The sequence below is a fragment of the Paenibacillus violae genome (assembly GCF_032461945.1).
Taxonomy (GTDB): Bacteria; Bacillota; Bacilli; order Paenibacillales; family NBRC-103111; genus Paenibacillus_E; species Paenibacillus_E violae.
In genome coordinates this window covers 1,296,183-1,315,598 of sequence record NZ_JAWCUD010000001.1, presented here as the reverse complement: position 1 = coordinate 1,315,598, position 19,416 = coordinate 1,296,183, and the positions used below count along the sequence as shown (strand labels likewise).

General features: G+C 45.1%; 15 protein-coding genes. 3 read left to right on the top strand and 12 right to left on the bottom strand.

Translation table 11 applies throughout. The annotated features are described in order from the left end of the window. Positions 1 to 67: 67 nt before the first annotated feature. Together RQP52_RS05920 and RQP52_RS05915 are read left to right on the top strand one after the other, a co-directional pair. On the top strand, positions 68 to 4,783 hold the full coding sequence (locus tag RQP52_RS05920) for a X2-like carbohydrate binding domain-containing protein (RefSeq protein WP_315950046.1): 4,716 nt from the start codon (positions 68 to 70) through the stop codon (positions 4,781 to 4,783). Between the two features lie 173 nt (positions 4,784 to 4,956). Further along, positions 4,957 to 5,370 carry a DoxX family protein gene (locus RQP52_RS05915; protein ID WP_315950044.1) on the top strand — a complete coding sequence of 138 codons (414 nt, stop codon included), beginning with the start codon at positions 4,957 to 4,959 and terminating at the stop codon, positions 5,368 to 5,370. Between the two features lie 65 nt (positions 5,371 to 5,435). Here the strand turns inward: RQP52_RS05915 and RQP52_RS05910 are convergent, their stop codons facing one another. From RQP52_RS05910 to RQP52_RS05865, 10 genes are all read right to left on the bottom strand, one after another. Next, positions 5,436 to 6,203, bottom strand: coding sequence for a sugar phosphate isomerase/epimerase family protein (locus tag RQP52_RS05910; RefSeq protein ID WP_315950043.1), 768 nt, complete (start codon positions 6,201 to 6,203; stop codon positions 5,436 to 5,438). Positions 6,204 to 6,357: 154 nt separating this feature from the next. After that, positions 6,358 to 7,836 (bottom strand): Lsa family ABC-F type ribosomal protection protein, encoded by a 1,479-nt coding sequence (locus RQP52_RS05905; protein ID WP_315950041.1) that lies wholly within the window; start codon positions 7,834 to 7,836, stop codon positions 6,358 to 6,360. Positions 7,837 to 8,112: 276 nt separating this feature from the next. Then, complete coding sequence (locus tag RQP52_RS05900; RefSeq protein ID WP_315950039.1) at positions 8,113 to 8,883, bottom strand: SDR family NAD(P)-dependent oxidoreductase; 771 nt, start codon at positions 8,881 to 8,883, stop codon at positions 8,113 to 8,115. 245 nt (positions 8,884 to 9,128) lie between these two features. Then, positions 9,129 to 9,935 (bottom strand): response regulator transcription factor, encoded by an 807-nt coding sequence (locus RQP52_RS05895; protein WP_315950038.1) that lies wholly within the window; start codon positions 9,933 to 9,935, stop codon positions 9,129 to 9,131. Continuing rightward, the gene (locus RQP52_RS05890) at positions 9,928 to 11,787 is read right to left on the bottom strand and encodes a sensor histidine kinase (protein WP_315950037.1); all 1,860 of its coding nucleotides are present in this window, start codon (positions 11,785 to 11,787) and stop codon (positions 9,928 to 9,930) included. The genes RQP52_RS05895 and RQP52_RS05890 overlap by 8 nt, the downstream gene beginning before the upstream one ends. A 147-nt stretch (positions 11,788 to 11,934) precedes the next feature. Then, positions 11,935 to 13,008 (bottom strand): type 2 periplasmic-binding domain-containing protein, encoded by a 1,074-nt coding sequence (locus RQP52_RS05885; protein WP_379172069.1) that lies wholly within the window; start codon positions 13,006 to 13,008, stop codon positions 11,935 to 11,937. An 80-nt stretch (positions 13,009 to 13,088) separates the two neighbouring features. Next, positions 13,089 to 13,568, bottom strand: a complete 480-nt coding sequence (locus RQP52_RS05880) for an extracellular solute-binding protein (protein WP_315950036.1) — start codon at positions 13,566 to 13,568, stop codon at positions 13,089 to 13,091. A gap of 39 nt (positions 13,569 to 13,607) precedes the next feature. Beyond that, on the bottom strand, positions 13,608 to 14,483 hold the full coding sequence (locus RQP52_RS05875; protein WP_315950035.1) for a carbohydrate ABC transporter permease: 876 nt from the start codon (positions 14,481 to 14,483) through the stop codon (positions 13,608 to 13,610). 19 nt (positions 14,484 to 14,502) lie between these two features. After that, complete coding sequence (locus RQP52_RS05870) at positions 14,503 to 15,453, bottom strand: ABC transporter permease (RefSeq protein ID WP_315950034.1); 951 nt, start codon at positions 15,451 to 15,453, stop codon at positions 14,503 to 14,505. 198 nt (positions 15,454 to 15,651) lie between these two features. Continuing rightward, positions 15,652 to 16,071, bottom strand: coding sequence for a DUF1801 domain-containing protein (locus RQP52_RS05865; protein ID WP_315950033.1), 420 nt, complete (start codon positions 16,069 to 16,071; stop codon positions 15,652 to 15,654). A 482-nt stretch (positions 16,072 to 16,553) separates the two neighbouring features. Here RQP52_RS05865 and hflX point away from each other — a divergent pair, with 482 nt between their 5' ends. Further along, the gene (hflX, locus tag RQP52_RS05860; RefSeq protein ID WP_315950032.1) at positions 16,554 to 17,828 is read left to right on the top strand and encodes a GTPase HflX; all 1,275 of its coding nucleotides are present in this window, start codon (positions 16,554 to 16,556) and stop codon (positions 17,826 to 17,828) included. A 77-nt stretch (positions 17,829 to 17,905) separates the two neighbouring features. Here the strand turns inward: hflX and RQP52_RS05855 are convergent, their stop codons facing one another. Next, positions 17,906 to 18,541, bottom strand: coding sequence for an FMN-dependent NADH-azoreductase (locus RQP52_RS05855; protein ID WP_315950031.1), 636 nt, complete (start codon positions 18,539 to 18,541; stop codon positions 17,906 to 17,908). A 167-nt stretch (positions 18,542 to 18,708) separates the two neighbouring features. Continuing rightward, positions 18,709 to 19,347 (bottom strand): cell wall hydrolase, encoded by a 639-nt coding sequence (locus RQP52_RS05850; protein ID WP_315950030.1) that lies wholly within the window; start codon positions 19,345 to 19,347, stop codon positions 18,709 to 18,711. Positions 19,348 to 19,416: the final 69 nt, after the last annotated feature.

Here is a 19,416-nt window from a genome sequence, read left to right as displayed (position 1 = left end):
GACATGTGCAAGTGCGGTAGCGCTTACATAAACGAAGTTAATTCAACGACAAAGGAGACAAGTGAAGATGAAAAGCAGATTGCAACGCCGAAGGAAGGTATGGCTGGGATTGCTGCTTACTATCATTGTCATTGCGCAGATCGGCTACATCCCTTCCGGCGAAAGCAAGGTCAGAGCGGCAGACAATGGCTTGGCACAGAAGCCGTATATGGGCTGGAGCAGCTACAGCATGCAGGTCTACGATGGTCCGTCCGGCAACTGGATTTCCGAAGCCAAGATCAAGAAGATGTCTGACGCCATGCACGAGAAATTGCAGTCTCACGGATACAAATATATCAATATCGATGCGGGTTGGAACGGCAGCATGGACGAATACGGCAGACCGGTGCCGAGTGCTGCGCTTTATCCGGGAGGTTTTCAGAATCTCGTCGACTACATCCACGGTAACGGCCAAAAAGCCGGCCTCTATTTAATTCCCGGCGTTTCGCCTGAAGCAGTCACTCAGAACTTACCTATTTATAATGCTCCTGGCTGTAATATCGGTGATATCGTCGTAAAACCTTACAAGTTCGCGGATTATTGGAACATTGGATACAAAATTGATTTCAGCAATCCTTGCTCGCAAAAATATATCGATTCCGTCGCGGATGCCATCGCTTCCTGGGGTGTGGATTTCGTCAAATTCGATAGCGTCACACCAGGCTCCGGGCATAATGATGTCAGCATCGATGCGCGTGACGATGTCAAAGCCTGGTCAACAGCGCTTGGCAGACACAATATTTGGTTTGAATTATCTTGGGCTCTCGACCACAACTACGTGGATTATTGGAAAAAATATGCGAACGGTTGGCGGGTCGATTGGGATGTAGAGTCCTATGACCGCGAGGTCGGCATGACGCAATGGGCTAATATTGCGCGTTTGTTCCCTGACGCAGCCCTTTGGTGGCGGGATGCCGGACCGGGAGGTTGGAATGATTTCGACTCCTTGAATGTCGGCAATGGAGCTACCTCCGGTTTAACCAAAGACGAAAGGCAAACCGCAGCTACGCTGTGGGCAGCCTCAGCCGCGCAGTTCTATACAGGCGACGACCTATCCAACCTCGACGCCTATGGTCTTGACTTGCTGACGAATGACGAAGTCATCGCGGTTAATCAAGCTGGGCGTCCGGTACACCCAGTTTCAACATCGACCAATCAGCAAGTCTGGTATGCGAATAACGGTGACGGAACGTACACGGTTGCTCTTTTCAATCTGGGCAACAAAGCAGCGCCTGTGACCGTTAACTGGAACGATATCGGGCTGAGCGGCCCTGCTTCCGTTCGCGACCTGTGGAGCCATTCCGAGCTTGGCACTTATACGTCAAGTTATGGTCCTGTGTCCTTGGAGCCGCACGCCTCTCGCCTCTTCAAAATAACGGCACAAAGCGGTTCTTCATTCGTCAATGACGACGACACTGGCGTAAGATACACCGGCACTTGGACACGTAACGGCGGCAAAGAATTGGCTCGCGACGCGCAAGACTTGTCCATTGCAATTACAGACTCTTCCCCTTCTCCCGCTAGTGCTAGTAGTCAAATCGGAAATCAAGCAACACCGCAAACGAATTCATCTAACGGCACAGTCTCTCACGCTGTCTACATCAACGATACGGATCCATTGATTCAGTATTCGAACAAGTGGGGGCACAGCGGCGGAAGGCCTTTCGGGGACTATCAGGATGATGTTCATTACGGTGAGCCGGACAACGGGACGCAGCCGGAATTCAGCTACTCATTCACGGGCACTGGCATTGAACTTTTCTCTGAACAAGGCACATCCAATGGACGAATGGACGTTTATATCGATGGACAGCTGAAGGGCACTGTCGATGCTGAAGGCCCTCAACAAACCGGCTTATACTCGGTCTATCGGATTGCCGATCTTCCGCAAGGTCAGCACACGCTTAGAGTGTTAAGAAACGGCACCGGCCAATACTATTTCATCCTGGATGCTTTAAAGGTGACGACTGAAACGTTGCTTGGCCAACCTTCTGCGAACAGTTTTGACAAAGATCAGCCTGCCGACATTACGACGAATCTCCTTATTGGCGCAAGTTCGCTGACAGGCATCACAAATGGTGCTGTGTCTCTGCAGCCAAATACGGACTTCACGATAAGCGGAGGCAATCTTGTAACGATTAAGAAAGAATTCCTCCTCCAGCAGCCATCGGGGCAGCCTGTCCAACTGGCGTTCACTTTTGCAGGTGGAGACTCACAATCACTTTCTATCGCAATCACGGGAACGTCACTCAATCCTGCAACCGCTGCTTTTGACAAGAAAACATCCGCACAAACGGACGTCTTAACAACGCTTACACTTGGAAGCACCAACAGCCTAACTGGCATTATCAACGGCACAGACAGCTTAATACCTGGTCAGGACTACACAATTACGAATAATGTTGTAAAAATCTCAAAATCCTACTTGAATCAACAGCCTGTTGGACTAACGAATTTGACATTCACATTCCTTTCTGGAAGTCCCAGAACGTTCGCCATTACAGTTAGCAACTCTGCCTCTCCCGGAAGGTACACTTACATCAATGACGACAGCTCGGAAATCCACTACACCGGCGCTTGGAACCGCAGCACGAACCGCCCTTTTAACGACTATGGCAAGGACGTTCATTATGTCGAGCAAAACAACGACTTTTTCACCTACACTTTTAATGGCACTGGCATTACTTATATAACAGAAGTCGATCAAGGCCAAGGCGATGTGGACATCTATATCGACGGTCAGCTACATGGAACGGCTCATACGTTCGGAGCGAACTCGCATAACGTAGCCCAGCAAGAAGTCTATACAGTCAGTAATTTGACACCTGGTATTCATACTTTGAAAGCAGTTAAAAAGTCAGGGCAGTTCATGCTGCTTGATGCGCTTAAAGTCCAGCAGCCCGACCTGATGGATATCTCTGCCGCTGACTTCAATAAAACGACGGCTTCAGATGTGAGCGTTACTATCTTGGGCAACCCTGACAGCCTGCAAAGCATTTCGAACGATGCGAGCAAACTCGTGAATCCTACCGATTATGAAATTAACGGCCAACATGTGACGATTAAAAAAGAATATCTCGCTGCTCAACCTGTCGGAAGCTTGAAGCTTACTTTTTCTTTCACAGGTGACTATGCCGACGATGTTCATGCATCTTCCGTGAATGGAGACTCCTACCTCTATTCGTTCACAGGGACCGGTATCGAGCTCCTCGCACCAACGGGGCCGGAGTTGGGTGACATCGACATCTATCTCGACGGGGAGTTGAAGCAAACGATCAACGCCCATTCAGCCATCCGGAATGCCGGTCAAAGTCTTTACCGCGTCTCGTCACTTTCGAAGGGTGCTCATACATTGAAAGCGGTCAAAAAATCAGGCAGCTATATGCTAGTAGACGCGTTCAAATATGATATTGCCGCGAATAGCGGCACACCTTCCACGCCTCAAACGGGTGGCGGCGGCTATGGAGGAGGTTACGGAGGAGCGATTGTGAGCCCTAACGCATTTAATGTCGTGCGAACTACACAAGCTGACGGAACGAGCAAAGAGGAAGTTAAGCTCTCAGATGATAATGCGAAAATGTTGATTCAGAAGTCCAAGACCTCTGGCTCCAATTCAGCTGTCATCTCCTTACCGGATGCCAAAGATGATGTATCCATGACGACTGTTCAAATGAGCAAAGAATCGCTCAGCTTGCTTGGCGACAGCGGTCTTGACCTTAATCTCGATACCGCTAATGTTAAAGTCCTGATTGCTAACAGTTCGCTCAAAAGCTTAAAAGATGATAGTTATTTTAACCTTGTTCCGGTAAAAGCTTCGGCAGTCGGCAAGGACTTGGAACGTCGCGCAAACGCGGCGACAGTGGTACTAGGCGTTACCGGAGGCGCAAACACTTCGCTGGTTGGCCGTCCTGTAGAGATTACGACGAACCTGCATGATCAAGAGGTTACCCTCGTCCTCCCGCTTCCAGATGATTTGAGCGATGCTGAGATTCAACAAATCGGTGTTTATATCGAACACAGTGACGGGACTACGGAGTTTAAAAAAGGCACTGTGACCACGTTCCAAGGCGCTCGCGGGATACAGTTCACAACGAACAAATTCAGTACGTTTGTCCTTTTGAAAGTCGATGGCCGGACATTGTCCTTCTCGCATGAGCCATACATCCAAGGCTACGAGAACAACTTGTTCCGTCCCGACAATCGCATTACCCGCGCAGAAATGGCAATGATTCTCTCGCGTATTGCGGCCAAACCGGCATCAGGCAGCGGCAGCGAATTCGTTGACGTGAAGCCGGAGCTTTGGTCTTATGATGCGATTGCCCAAGTGTCACGCATGGGTCTGATGCAAGGTTACGCAGACGGCACCTTCAGACCGGATCAGCCGATCACCAGGGCGGAAATGGCAGCTCTTGCCGCCCGGTTTGCAGTGAGTCCCTCTGGGTCCGGAGCAGGCTTTACGGATACGTCCGGCCTTTGGGCCGAAGATGCAATCAAAGCCGCCCAAGCTGCGGGGTACTTGAACGGCTATGCAGATGGCTCCTTCGGTCCAACTCATCCGCTCACTCGCGCAGAAGCCGTTACCGTGATCAATCGGGTCCTCGGCCGAGGGCCGCTTCATGGTATCGTCCACTCGCCATGGACTGACGTCCCAGACAGTCATTGGGCGGTCCATGACATTGAGGAAGCTTCGGTCCGCCACTCGTTTGAGCCGTTAGCTGCCGGTGGAGAAAAGATCGTGGAGTGATTCCGACATCCATATCACGCTCTAGGGAAAAAGGGCATTTCAACTTCGTTGAAATGCCCTTTTCTCGTGTGGAGGAACGTCATTTTCCACTGTTATAAATATTCCTTGACAGGAATATTCCTAATGAGGTATATTCAAAACATAAATTTAATGTCCTAGGAGGCTGAAAGGCAATGAAAAAAATTACGATTCCTTACTGGATTTTTACTGTATTAGTGGTGTTATTTATGGGGATGGGAGCAATCGGTGATACTGTAAAAGCAGCGTCTGCGGTAGAGCTCTTCAAGCATTTGGGTTACCCCGACTATCTTCTACCCTTTCTTGGAATTGCCAAGATATTAGGCGTCATAGCTATCCTTATTCCCGGTTTTCCTCGAATCAAAGAATGGGCATATGCCGGTTTGATCTTCGATTTGACTGGTGCTGCGTATTCAACCATCGCTGTGGATAGCTTTATGGCCGTATTGGGTTTTCTTCCAGGCTATATTATCATTGCAGGTTCCTATATATATTATCATAAAAGGCAAAAAGCTGGCATGCTGAGTCAAACGAATCAAGTAATGCGAGTAGAACGACGTACCGTTTAAGCGTTTAAATAATGAAGAACGGCTGTAAAATAGCAGCCGTTCTTTTTGTAATTAAATAAGTTTTTCTAAGCTTTTGCCCCTAATTTTGCTAAATTAGCAAAACTAATCTCTAAGCTCTCAAAAGGATTCCGGTCATAGCAATCATCCTGCTCAACCGCTGCCCATTCCACGCCAATGTCTTCGCAGGCTTGAATGATTCCTTTGAAATTCATATTGCCTTCACCGACCTCGGAAAAACGCTGTTTCCGATCCGGAGTCACAATCATATCTTTAAAATGTACGACCTTCATACGTCCATCCATTTTGCGGATCCACTCCACGGGATCTGCCCCGCCTGCCTGTACCCAATAAACATCCAACTCGAAATCGACGCTATCAGGATCCGACATTTCAAACAAAATGTCCATGCCTGTCTTCCCATCATATTTAGCGAACTCAAAATCATGATTGTGATAGATAAATTTCAGCCCGGCATCTTTCAACTGTTTGCCAAATTCCGAAGCTTGTTTGGCGAATGTGGCATAACCTTGACTGTTCTCCCGAAACTCCGGCGGTAGTCCGCCTAAACCGACATATTTACAATCCCATGCTTGATGCTTCTTAATGACGCCGTCCATATCATTCAACAAGTCGTTATATCCGATATGAGTGGCACAGATCGTCAACCCTTCTTGGTCTGCAAGCGCTTTAAATTCTTGAATGTCGATTGGTCCAATACCGGAAGCTTGTACAGCGTTATAACCCAATTGCTTAACTTTTTTCAAGCTTTCGCTAATATCAGCGGGTGTTTTCAGAAAGTTGCGAAGCGTATACAGTTGCGCGGCGATTCTCATTCCTATCACTCCATTCATCAAATTTGAGTCATTTCATATATAACATAGAATGATGGGTTTGAGCCACACAAAAATACAGTTGCTCCACAATTTTCATATGAGAACTGCGTTGGAACTAATAAAGCTGCCGTTTCTTAGCACGGCAGCTTTTGATCTAGAGCTCAACAATTTTTGTTGCGACGTTATGGCAAAATTCCCGGTCATGCTCTACAAATAGAATCGTCGGTGAGTATTCGAGCAGCAAATCTTCAATTTGCATCCGAGAAATGACGTCAATAAAATTAAGCGGTTCATCCCAAATATGCAAATGTACCTGCTCACTCAGGCTTTTTGCAATTAATACTTTTTTCTTTTGTCCGCCGCTATACGATGAAATATCCTTGTCAAATTGAATTCTGGAAAAATCCAGCTTTCTTAAAATGGATTTAAAAAGACTTTCATCAATCCCACATTCGGCAGCATAGTCAGATAGATTTCCCTGAAGGTGCGATGTGTCTTGGGACACGTAGGATATTTTTAACTGGCTGTCCTTTCGAATGTTGCCTGTGAAATTCATATCCTCGCCGCAAATTAGTTTGATGATACTTGATTTTCCAGAGCCATTTTGACCTGAAAGCGCAATACGATCACCTTGCTCAATCGTGAAACTTAGATTTGAGCATACGGTCTTCTCACCGTAATAAATGGACACATGGTCAAGCTCAACCAGCTGGTTTTTGTGAAAAGCAAGCTGCGAAATCTCTAAGCTTTCTGAGCTCTCGATATTTTTGAGGAGTTTCGACTTCTCTTGGATAGCCGAATGCTGTCTTTGCTCAATGGCTTTAGATCGTTTCATCATTTTAGCAGCTTTATGGCCAATATAGCCTTTATCAACCTTGGAACCGGAGTTTCTTGTTCCGTTTTTTGTTTTTTCCACTTCGTGCGACCAGTTACCCGTCCGTTTAGCGGAATCTGACAATCGTTTAATGTCTTTTCTAAGTTTTTCGTTCTCAGCCAGCTCGAAGTGATCTTGCCGCGACTTATTTTCCCACCAGCTTGAAAAGTTGCCTTTTTGAATTTCTATGTTGGTCTTATTGATGGATAAAATGTGATCTACACAGTTATCTAGAAAGGATCTGTCATGCGATACCAAGATAAATCCACTTTTCGATTTAAGATAATCGCTAACGAGTTTTCTTGCTTTCATATCGAGATGATTGGTCGGCTCATCAATTAAAAGAAAACTGTTCTCTTTGATGAACAACGTAGCCAGCAATACTTTTGTTTGCTCTCCGTTGGATAAGGAATCAAATGGCCGGTACAAAACATCCTCTGAAACCTTTAAAAGAGAAAGCTCGCGCATTAACTGCCAGTGGATATAGTCGGGATAAATGTCATTGATGACATCTATCGTATTATTGCTTTTGTTCTCAACGGGGAACGGGAAATATTCAAAGCTTACATTAGCGGAAATGTATCCACTGTATTCAAACTTACCAAGCAACAGGTTGAGAAACGTTGTCTTCCCTCGGCCGTTTCTTCCTGTAAAGCCTAATTTCCAATCGGTATCGATTTGGAAATTGACGTTTTCAAATATGTTATCGTAACTTCCTTCATAAGCGAACGTCAAGTTTGTAACGTTTATTAATGACATAGACAGATCCTCCTGTATAAAAAAATAAAAGCTACAAGAAAGTTACATTCTTGTAGCTCAAATAAATACAGTTAATTAACCCCTGGACGGAGTTAAATAAGGATATCTTGTATCGTTTGAGTGAAAGATAATGTAACTTTCTTGCATACGAAATAAAACATGCGAAAAATCGCTTTAATGTTTTACCGTTAGCAAGAAAACCTACATTATGCCTTCAACTCCACTCTTGAAAATTTAAATAAAGTATAACAAACTCATTTTTAAAAATCAATACAATTAAGCCTGACGATAAGCAGGAGCGCCCATCGGGGATGATCCCGCGCCACCATCTACGCTAATTTCTGCCCCCTGAACAAAGGAAGAATCTTCAGAAGCCAGGAACAAAGCCACATTGGCGATCTCCACGGGTTCGCCTAAGCGATTCATTGGAATCTTAGGCGCTAACGCGGCTTCAACTTTTGACAAGCCTTCTGGTTGACCCCAAATTGGCGTCCGAGTAGCTCCTGGGACGATCGTGTTTACTCGGATACCGAGTGGGGATAATTCAGAAACGAACACTCTGGCCAAACTGGTCACTGCACCTTTGCTTGCGGCATAAGCTGCATAACCCGGACTTCCTCCTTTGGCAAGCACGGAGCCGTTTAAGATCACAGAAGCTCCTGATTTCAGATAAGGTAAAGCAGCTTGAACGGTGAAAAATACGCCAGTCACGTTTACTTGCATAATTTTCTCAAAAAGAGTAAGTTCGGTACCTCCAACAGGCGTATAACCGGAAATACCCGCATTCGCGAAAACAACGTCTAGATGACCGAATGTATCGACCGCTTTGGATACAGCTTCTTCTGCACTTGTTGGATCAGTCGCATCTGCCTGAACGGCAAGAACGTTAGATGCACCAAGCTTTTCTACTGCCGCGTTCAACGCTTCCTGATTACGACCGGTAATAACCACCTTCGCACCTTCGGCCACATATAATTTCGTTGTTTCATAACCAATTCCGCTGCTTCCACCCGTAATTAAAGCAACTTTCCCATTCAATTTTCCCATTTTGTATCTCTCCTTTAGAAAATAATTTTTTAAGAATGATCGTTCTTAAATTATTAAAAAAAACAGTCACGCTCTGTTTCTTTTTTTGAAACAGGATGACGTCGTCCTTACTGAAAGTATCTTAGCATATTGAGAACGAACAGTAAAGAATTATTTTTTAACGATCATTCTCATATTTCACTCTATCCTTCTATTCGCTGAATAATGAACTGAATATGTGGGGAAAACAACTAGTGGGTGCAACGTTATAAAAACTTGTTCCGATACTCTGATGGCGTGGCCCCATACTGCTTCTTAAAACTCTCCCTGAAATGATCCTGATCTGTATACCCGATTCTGTCGCAGACTTCATAAATTTTAATGGCTGGATCCTTCAGAAGCCTTGCCGCCTCTTCCATACGAAGACGAATAATGGCATGGTTCATTGTAACCCCTGTTACTTCTTTAACCAGAAGGTTTAGATATTTTTCGCTTAACCCTACGGCATCCGCTACATCCGACAAAGACAACTCCTTGCGCATATATCCATCTTTCATATACTGGATCGCCTGCTCAACCAGCTTCTTCTTTTTTAAATTCCCGCTCCATTCTCTATGAAGCATGGTTTCAGTTAAATTGGGAAGCGATTCTTTGACTGCTTTCTCCGCGATCCTCAGCGCGAGACGTTCTTCCCTCTCCTTGCGCAGCACGTCAACCGCATTTGCAAGTACTTTCTCAATGGCATCCGGATCGATCGGTTTCAGTACATAATCCAGCACTTGAAGCTTAATTGCCTGTCTGGCATGCTCAAATTCATTCAGCCCTGATAAAATGATACAGCGGATATCCGGATTACGGAATTTGATAATTTCAATCAATTCCAATCCATTCATTTTAGGCATGCCAATATCTGTCAACAGAAGATCCGGCTTCTCCCGATCTAACCAGTCAAGCGCCTCTTGCCCATTCTCAACAGCACCTAGCAGATGGATATCTAGAGCCTCCCAACGAATGGCACGGACCAAGGTCTCCCGCACGATTTTCACATCTTCGGCAATCAACAGCTTAAACATTCGAAGCCTCCTTTCTTGCTGCAACTCGTTCCGGACGATAAGGCATAACAACTTCGACGCTGGTGCCTGTACCCTCTGCAACTTTTAAATACCGCAAACCATATCCGTCTCCGACAAACAATTGGATTCTCCTGTGTACATTCATGGTGCCGTACCCGCTTCCTGCTTCGATTGAAAATTGTTCGTCTCGTACAAAATGCTGCCCAAGCATACGATTCATCTTATCCGCATCACAGCCACGGCCGTTATCTTCCACTCTGATTGCAAGCTCTCCCTGTTCTAATCTAGCGGAAATGACAATTCGACAGCCCGTCTTGCGTTCAGCAAATCCGTGAATGATAGCGTTTTCTGCTAACGGTTGCAAAATAAGATGAACGACAGATGCGGACCGAAGTTCACTCGGTAATTGGATATCAAAGGTCAAATCGTCGATCATCACCTGCTGAATATGGAGATAGGCTTCAACTTGCTTGATCTCATCTTCCAAGGAAATCAAGGTTTGCCCCCGATTCAAGCCGTAGCGAAATACGTTGGCAAGCGAACGCACAACCTGACTCGTCTCCCGATCTCCTGTCATAATGGCCCTGCAGTTAATTAAATCCAAGGTGTTGTATAGGAAATGGGGATTGATTTGGGCATGTAACAGCTCCAACTGAAGCTGACGACGTTCTATTTCTTCGGTAAACGACTTTTCGATCAGGCGATGAATCGTTACGAGCATAGATGTGAACTTCTGGTTCAGCTCGTCAACTTCATAGATCCCCGTTCTTTGTGACGGAAGCGGTATTTTGAACTCCACAACTTCCGGGCGCTGTATGGCTGTTACCAGTTTCGTGATAGGGACAGTGACCCTCACGACGATTCTTCGGAGCCATATCCCCGCAATGAGTAAGGCCGCTGCTGCTGTGGCTGCGCCAATTGCCGAAATGGCAAAAGTGTATCTGCTGAAATGACTGCTGGGAGCTACGGCGAGAAGCTTCCATCCATTCTTCAGCGTCTCGAACATGACTCTATAGGTTTCGCCATCTATTTTCGTTTCGATGGAGCCTTCGGCTCCTTTTAATTGATGAACATAAGGCAGTTCTCCGGCATTCGAGAGAAAGTCATGGCGCTCGCCATAAATGACACGATTGTTTTCGTCAAGCAGCAGATGAAAGCCCTGATCTAATGGCGCATTATCGAACACGCCTTTCACGCTGCGGGTATCCGCACCGACAATCACAGTACTGATGCTTCGGCCGTCTTTGAGGCTTGCTTTTTTCCTTGCGGAATAGATCATGGCTAGGTTTGAATCCGTCTTTTGACCCCACCAAACATTCTGTTGTTTCCCGCTGCTCAGATTTTGATACCATCCTTGATTTAGCAAATCGTTATTTTTATAAATCCCTGTAGTCGGATAAAAATGATCCGGAGCCATCGCATAAAGCCCGCTCTCCGGTTCCAATATAACGGATACGACGTATGATTGCTGAGCGATATTGCCTGAGCCGAAATCGTTCAGGAGAGACAATAAAGACAGATTCTGCAAATTCGTCTGCAAGGTGTAGTAATCGTCTGCTGCTTCGTAAGGCTGTTGATAGGTATTCATTAGTAAATTTTCAATGGATTGATTGCTTAATACAAATGCCGCAACGTTATTCATCGTATCAAATTGATATTCAATATTTCTATAAACGAATTTCATGGATTGTTCCGCCATTTTGACGGAATGGTCGTTCTGCACGCGGATGAGGATGTAACTGGCTGCTGCCGCAAATAGTGCGATGAACGTGACGATCAATGCAAATATCGGAAGACTGAGCCTGGACAATAACCTTGAGCTGCCTCTTTGTTTTCGTATCCGAATAGCCATCCAAACCTACCCTTTTTCACCGGTGTTATTGCAGAAGCCCCATCTGTTTACACCTGAAGAGGGGCTTCAGCAATTCAGCTGCGGTTCGACTATAGCTTAATCATACACCAAATGATCAGCACCGTCCTGCACATGTTGGTTGTTGTTCTACTTGCCTGATTTTTTCTTAAAAGAAGCCTCTAATTCACTTAGGATTTGAGTACCGCCTTGTGATTTCCATTTTTCCACAAATTCATCGAATTTCTTGCCGTCGGCGCCCATTATAATTTGTGTAAAAACGGAATCCCGCATTGTGTTCAGTTCTACAAGTTTAGCGATTTTCGTAGGCGAATCCAAATAATTGGAGGCATCCGTAATTTGGAATTTATTGTTGATGGCTACATCCAAAGCCTGCGATTGTCTAAGCGGCAGCGACTCCAAATATCGAGGCCAGCCCTTTAAACCTGGGGCGAACAGATAGCTTTGAACACCACGGAAATTCCCGTTCTTATCTTGTTGTGTCTTAGGATCGAGCAAATCGGTAATCAGCTTCATCTTGCCGTTATCGATTTTGTAGTCTTCTCCTTCTATGCCCCATACGGTTAACATTTGGTTCTCCAAAGACAACGAATTTTCGATGACGGATAGAACCTTTTTAGGATCTTTCGTTTTCGCGCTGATGGCGTGCATTTGTCCGAAAGGCGCCCCAGCCGGCGCTACGGCTTTACCATCCGAGCCTACAATGGAGTCCGTCAAAGTCAAATATTTAAGAGGTTGAAAGGACTGATCCGGCAACTTCCCGTCTGAAGCGAGCTTCCCGGTTTTCTTGAGCTCATTGGTTTCCACTTGGGTGTCATAGTCATTTGGCGTTGACCACCAACCCATCCACGAAAATAGTTTTCCACTGAACAGTTTCGCGCGCAGCTGCTCTTCTTTAATGGTCGCGAATTCTTTATCGATGAGTCCTTCCGCATACATTTTCTGCAAATAAAGCAGGGCTTCTTTCATTTTCGGATTGATATCATAATTGCTGAATGTACCGTTCTTCTCAGTAAAATAACCCGGAGTTACGCCAAAAGCACCAAAAATATGGTCAAAAGAGTTATTGGCATATTTCTGCTGGCCGATTTGCGCCGTATAGCCGCCTAACGGGATAACATCCGGCTTAGCCGCTTTGATTTTTTTGAGCAGGTTATCATACTCATGAAGTGTTTTGGGTACCTGAGCGCCTGCACTTTCCAAATAATCCTTTCGCAGGACTAGATTCCAGCGGTATCCTGCTCCTGGACCCCCTTGATAAGGAATACCGTATATTTTACCGTTTACTTTTGCCTGCTCGAAAACCTCTTTAGGTACCTCCTTAAGAATATTCGGGTATCTTTTTCAGTAATAAGATTCGTAAGATCGTAAAAAGCGCCTTGTTGAGCATACTTTTGGAAATCATCGGCAAAATCAATCCGTACCACATCGGGAATGTCTCCGCTCGACATCTTCAGATTCAACTTCGTTTTATACTGTTGAACATCGACCATTTCCGGAACGATTTTAATGTTCAGTTTCTTCTCTATGGTGTGCATGATGAGATCTTTCGAAGGATCATAAGGCTTGGATATATCTTGTCCTTTTAGCCATTTCAGTTCATACGGCTCATCACTTGTTGGCGCGGCTGAACCAGCGATTCCTGTTGGTGTAGTCGTCGCAGCAACCGGATCGACAGCTTTACTACACCCTGCAAGCGTTACGCTCACTGCCAGTATGGCGGCAATTGCGCTGTACGACCAAACTTTACCTTGATTTGACATGTTGACATGACCTCCTAGACTTGAGTTAATCGTATATTTCTATCCCTTTACAGAACCAATCAGCATCCCCTGTTCAAAATGTTTTTGAATAAACGGGTAAACCAACATCATTGGCAGCGCAACAATCACAATTGCAGCCATTTGGATGCCTATGGTAGGCGGCGGCGTAGACCCTGCTGCTTCAAGCAGCTCCGGCGGAAGGCTGGAACTGGCAATAATAGTGCGTAATACGAGCTGTACAGGCGCTTTGTGCCAATCCGTGACATACAACATGGCATTGAAGAAATCGTTCCAGTAAACAACCAAATAGAGCAGCCCTATCGTTGCGATAACCGGCTTAGATAGCGGCAGGACAATCTGCCATAGGACTCTAAATTCGGATGCCCCGTCCATGGAAGCGGATTCACGTAAGCTTTCGGGAATACTTTCAAAGAATGATTTCATGATGATCATATTGAAAGCGCTATAAGCCATGACCAAAATTAGTACATAATTGGTGTTCAACAATCCCAACTGTTTGATCGTAATATAGGTGGGAATCATCCCCCCTTTAAACAACATGGTGAAGATGAAGTAAAGCATAAAGATTCTGCGCCCGGGCAATTTCTTCTCCGCAAGCGCGTAAGCAGCTGTAGTCGTAAGGAACAAAGCGAGCAGTACGCCTCCTGCCGTATTGCGAATCGTATTACCATAAGCCGCAAAAATTAGCGATCCTTCCTTCAGTAAATACGTGTAGTACTCCAAACTGAACGAAGTTGGAAATAAAATCAAACCGTCCTTTTCACTGAAAATATGATAAGGAGTCATAGATACGCAAATTACATACCAAAAAGGGATGACAATGACGATGGTAATGATCGTTAATATCAAATAATTCGTGGCGACAAAAACGTTCTCGCCTTTCGTTAGCTTCATCGGTACTCTTCCCCTTTTATCAGAAAATGCCGGAATCATTGAACCGTTTGGCCATCTGATTGGCGGCAACCATCAATACAAGGCCAATTACACCTTTGATAACGTCTGCTGCAGCAGCAAGGCTAAGATTGAACTGCTCTATGCCAACACGGTAAATGTATGTATCCAGAATATCTCCGACTTCAAAAACCATCGGATTGTACAAGTTGATGACTTGATCAAGCCCTGCGCTCATGATATATCCTGTCCGAAGGATGAAAATGACAATGATTGTTCCTGTGATGCCTGGCAAGGTAACGTGAACAATACGCTGAAACCGTGTCGCACCGTCCATAATGGCTGCTTCGTACACTTCCGGGTTGAGTCCGGCGATTGCCGCAATATAGATGATAGCCGCCCATCCCATTTCCTTCATGGCATCCGTGACTACCAGGATCGTTCGAAAATACGCGGGTTCAACAAGCAAATAAGCAGGATCGCCTGCGAAAAACGCAATGATTTTATTAATAACTCCTGTTTCCGGCGATAGGAGTAATGTGATAATCCCCCCATAAACGACCCAGGAAACGAACCTTGGCAAATAGACGGCGGTTTGGAGCGATTTTTTGAACCAGGCAACTCGTACTTCATTTAATGCAAGCGCTAGCAAAATAGGGCATAAAAAACCGCTTATCATTTTGTACAAGCTAATGAGCAGTGTGTTTTTGAACGCGTTCAGAAACATCTCCGATTCAAACAGCATCTGAAAATATTTGAAACCTGCCCAATGGCTGCCCGAAAAACCCTGTATGGCGTTGTAATCCATAAAAGCAATGCTAACCCCGTAAAGAGGAAGATAATCAAAAATAAGGACCCATAAGAATGCTGGAACTAAAAGAACATACAGCAGCTTATATTTCCAAATCCTCCTTATCTGCCTGTGTAACGGCTTTTCTTTTTCGTTTGTGATTCTGGCGGTCACCAGTTCCATTACTATCCCCCTCCAGTCCGACCTCTGCAGCTAACCTTTCTGAGCTAAATTGTTTACAAGACTAAGCTTATAGGAAATCGACAGGGTGGAAAACCCGAGCGAAGGACAAAAATGCAGGGGAAAAGTCTTTTTTCGGTCGACAGTTTCCAATAAACAAGGGATGGAGCACCGCTATAACGGGCTCCATCCCTTGTTATTTTAATCAGGATATGTCTCTTTCAGGAACTGTATCGACTGCTTAATTAACGACTTTAAGACATCAACTTGGATGTCATCCACTTTATTAATGTAGACGCAGGCTTTCCCGGTCGTATGTTTTCCTAAATCCTGCAAAAGTGATTCCCGCTGCGAGTCACCTGTTGCGAAGTACAAACTAATTTTGCCTTTCCTTGGCGAAAATCCGACAAGCAGCGCATCGCCTTCATGTCCGCTGGCATATTTGTAGTGATAGGATCCAAACCCTATGATGCTCGTCCCCCACATCTTCGCGGGATAGCCGGATGTTTCCGTAAAGATATCCAGAAGCTTATAGGCGTCTTCACGTTTCTTGGGACTATCGACATCCTCAATAAACGCTAAAACGCTTGTATCGTTTTCCTTCGTCTTTTGTTCATACATGGGATACAATCACTCGCTTCCTTAAGATGTACCGACTTGAAAAGTAACGTATCATGAGTCGCTGCAGCTTGTCAAAACAACTGTTTTATTGCGTCAACCAATAAAAAATAATTATAATGATTCCTTCATGATGCTAAGCAGGTTGTCCTTGTGGTAATCTGATAATAATTAAAACGAACGGAGGGGTTACGTGTGATAGATTTTATCCGAGTTAGATCTTTGCGCGGCTAATTGAATAGCGCTCAAGATTCTGTCTGTGTACAGAGGACTCAGGATAAGTCTGTCCATTTATAACCCTGATTTGTTGCACCTATCTGTGAATCAAGATGCTCAGTTGTAGGAAGATGAAGTATCCTTCTCGCTAACTGTTGTTTGTTTTCTTGTATTCACTAAGATAGTCAACGTCCTCTCAACCACTGACAACACAAGCCCTCTGCTTGTGTTGTTTCTTTTTACTACCCAACTTGAAAGGATGATGACCTATGGAACAACAGAAAGAGAAAGCGATTATTGTCGGTGTCCATCTATGGAACCGATCGGATTTTGCTTATTCGATGGAGGAATTAAGCAACCTGGCTGAAGCCTGCCACGTTGAAGTGGTTGGCGAGCTATCACAGAAAGTTACGCGTGTGAATCCCTCCCACTATATCGGAACGGGAAAAATTCAAGAGTTAGCCGTTCTAATCGCCGATAAGGGCGCATCGGTGGTCATATGTAATGATGAATTAACTCCTTCTCAGATTCGAAACCTGGAATCCTCCCTTGACTGCAAAGTCATTGACAGAACGATCTTGATTCTGAATATTTTCGGGGAGCGCGCTCAAACACGGGAAGCACAGCTCCAAGTTGAGGTCGCGGAGCTCCACTACATGCTTCCCAGACTTGTCGGACTGCGTGAGTCTTTAGGACGCCAAGGTGGCGGAGCCGGTTTGAAAAATCGGGGTTCAGGTGAAACGAAGCTCGAACTTGACCGTCGTAAAATCGAAGATCGTATCGCAGCTTTACAATCCGAGTTAGAGAAACTCGTTGGCCGGCGCCAAACACAACGGAAGCAGCGGCGCAAAAACGAGGTGCCGGTTATTTGCGTCGTTGGCTATACGAATGCCGGGAAATCAAGTTTGATGAATGCCATGATCGAACAGTACAATCCGCGAGCGGATAAGCAACATAAACAAGTCTTTACCAAAGACATGTTGTTCGCCACGCTGGAGACCTCTGTTCGCAGCATCACCTTGCCCGACCGTAAAACATTTCTGTTAACAGATACGGTAGGGTTTGTTAGCCAACTTCCCCACCATTTAATTAAAGCATTTCGCTCTACTTTGGAGGAAGTCTCCGAAGCTGATCTGTTAATTCAAGTCGTAGACATCTCTAATCCCGAGTACGAAAAGCATATTCAAGTGACCAATGACACGTTGAAAGAGCTGGGCGCTGACCATATTCCCATGATTTTTGCCTACAACAAAGCTGATCTGACGGATCATGCCTACCCTCGAGTAGAAAAGGATCTCGTCTACCTTTCTGCTAGACAGCAAAGCGGCATGGAAGAGCTCACTCAGTTGATTCGCGACCGTATCTTCCACAATTACATGGCATGCGAAATATTAATTCCATATGGGCAAAGTCGATTAGTAGCCTATTTCAATGAGCATGCCCATATTCAGTCAACGAACTATGAGCCTGACGGGACTCGTCTCAAGTTGGAATGCCGCGTATCCGATTATCATCAGTTCCGCGATGACTTTCAGCAACTTTAAAGTACGAAATACCCTCAACCGAAATAGAAAAACAGCGCATCTGAAAAGATGCGCTGTTTCGATATAAAGTATAAATCTTAGAATTGCTTTGCAACTTCTTTCGCTTTAACGATCGCATTTGCTTTGATTTCAGCAGCTTTATCAGGTGCAGCAGCCATACCTTCAACGAAGATGCCTTCGAAGCTAGGTACGCCAGTGAACATCATGATTTTTTTCAAGTAGCTGTGACCAGACTCGAACCCAACTGCTGGACCTTCTGAGTATACGCCGCCAGAAGCTTGGATGTGAAGTGCTTTTTTGTTGTTCAGCAAACCAACAGGGCCTTCAGCTGTGTATTTGAACGTTTTACCAGCTGCACAGATCGCATCGATGTAAGCTTTCATAACTGGAGGGAAGGAGAAGTTCCACATTGGTGAAACGTACACGTATTTGTCAGCGGATATGTATTGATCCACGATTTCACCAAGACGCGCGATTTTAGCTTGCTCATCAGCTGTTAGTGCGCTGAATTCAGTTCCAGAGCCAAGTTTACCCCAGCCGCTCAATACATCCCCATCGATTTGTGGAATGTTCGTTTTGAACAAATCAATATGGATAACTTCGTCACCAGGATTTGTTTCACGGTATGTTTCGATAAATTCTTTGCCCACCGCCATGCTATAGGAAGCTTGGTGATCATTTGGGTTTGCCGTAATGTAAAGTACAGTTGCCATGGTTTCACTCTCACATTCTGTAATTTAATTTGTTACAATTTATATTATAACTTATTTTTAATAAGTTGCAAGCAAAATGTTATTTATCTACTTTCAGAGTATAACACGAGTTAAGTAAGCGATTTACTCCTACTAAAAAAAGACTGCACAAGGCAGCCTTATAGGGTCTAGATGGTAAACGCGTGATGACCAATCGTAATCTTCTTAATTCTGCTTTTACTCCAAGATGCTTTAGCCGTGACCGGATTATAAAAATAAAGAGCTCCTGTTGTTGGATCCATACCATTCAAAGCGGCTGCTGCCGCACGGTAAGCTGTTTCATTAGGTTGAAGAGCAAACTGACCATCATCTACGGATGAAAACTGACCAGGTTGATGAATGACCTCCGTGATGGAATCTGGAAACTGTTCGGATTGAACACGATTCAGAATGACAGCTCCCACGGCAACTTGACCCAAGAAGGATTCACCCCGAGCTTCAGAATGAATGATTCGTGCCAGCTCGTCCAGCACTGAGTGTTTGGGGGAAATCGATTTTTTTAACTTCGACAATGTCAGTGAGTCAGCTTCACCATCAACCGTCAAGCCGTAGCTGGCTTGAAATTTCTTAACAGCATTCTTCGTTTGGCTCCCATAATAGCCAGTAATTCCTGCATGAAAGTAGCCAAGTGCGCTTAATCTCTCTTGCATATCCAATACTTGATCACTTTGCGTACCCTGGGATAAAGATTGTGCGCTGACCGGAACAGCCATCCCCATGATTCCGAGGGAACAAATGCAGATTAGAGCCTGTACTTTTTTCTTCATGTTTCAAGATAACCTCCTCTTCCTTTTACGCGCTGTATGTGGCAACAACATACAGCATTACAAATTTAG

Bases quoted from the DNA above. Each gene is read 5' to 3' on its own strand.
- RQP52_RS05880 (WP_315950036.1), bottom strand. From the start codon at position 13,568: ATGTCAAATCAAGGTAAAGTTTGGTCGTACAGCGCAATTGCCGCCATA.
- RQP52_RS05870 (WP_315950034.1), bottom strand. From the start codon at position 15,453: ATGGAACTGGTGACCGCCAGAATCACAAACGAAAAAGAAAAGCCGTTA.
- RQP52_RS05895 (WP_315950038.1), bottom strand. From the start codon at position 9,935: ATGTTTAAGCTGTTGATTGCCGAAGATGTGAAAATCGTGCGGGAGACC.
- RQP52_RS05905 (WP_315950041.1), bottom strand. From the start codon at position 7,836: ATGTCATTAATAAACGTTACAAACTTGACGTTCGCTTATGAAGGAAGT.
- RQP52_RS05865 (WP_315950033.1), bottom strand. From the start codon at position 16,071: ATGTATGAACAAAAGACGAAGGAAAACGATACAAGCGTTTTAGCGTTT.
- RQP52_RS05890 (WP_315950037.1), bottom strand. From the start codon at position 11,787: ATGGCTATTCGGATACGAAAACAAAGAGGCAGCTCAAGGTTATTGTCC.
- RQP52_RS05910 (WP_315950043.1), bottom strand. From the start codon at position 6,203: ATGAGAATCGCCGCGCAACTGTATACGCTTCGCAACTTTCTGAAAACA.
- RQP52_RS05855 (WP_315950031.1), bottom strand. From the start codon at position 18,541: ATGGCAACTGTACTTTACATTACGGCAAACCCAAATGATCACCAAGCT.
- RQP52_RS05875 (WP_315950035.1), bottom strand. From the start codon at position 14,483: ATGAAGCTAACGAAAGGCGAGAACGTTTTTGTCGCCACGAATTATTTG.
- hflX (WP_315950032.1), top strand. From the start codon at position 16,554: ATGGAACAACAGAAAGAGAAAGCGATTATTGTCGGTGTCCATCTATGG.
- RQP52_RS05900 (WP_315950039.1), bottom strand. From the start codon at position 8,883: ATGGGAAAATTGAATGGGAAAGTTGCTTTAATTACGGGTGGAAGCAGC.
- RQP52_RS05920 (WP_315950046.1), top strand. From the start codon at position 68: ATGAAAAGCAGATTGCAACGCCGAAGGAAGGTATGGCTGGGATTGCTG.
- RQP52_RS05850 (WP_315950030.1), bottom strand. From the start codon at position 19,347: ATGAAGAAAAAAGTACAGGCTCTAATCTGCATTTGTTCCCTCGGAATC.
- RQP52_RS05915 (WP_315950044.1), top strand. From the start codon at position 4,957: ATGAAAAAAATTACGATTCCTTACTGGATTTTTACTGTATTAGTGGTG.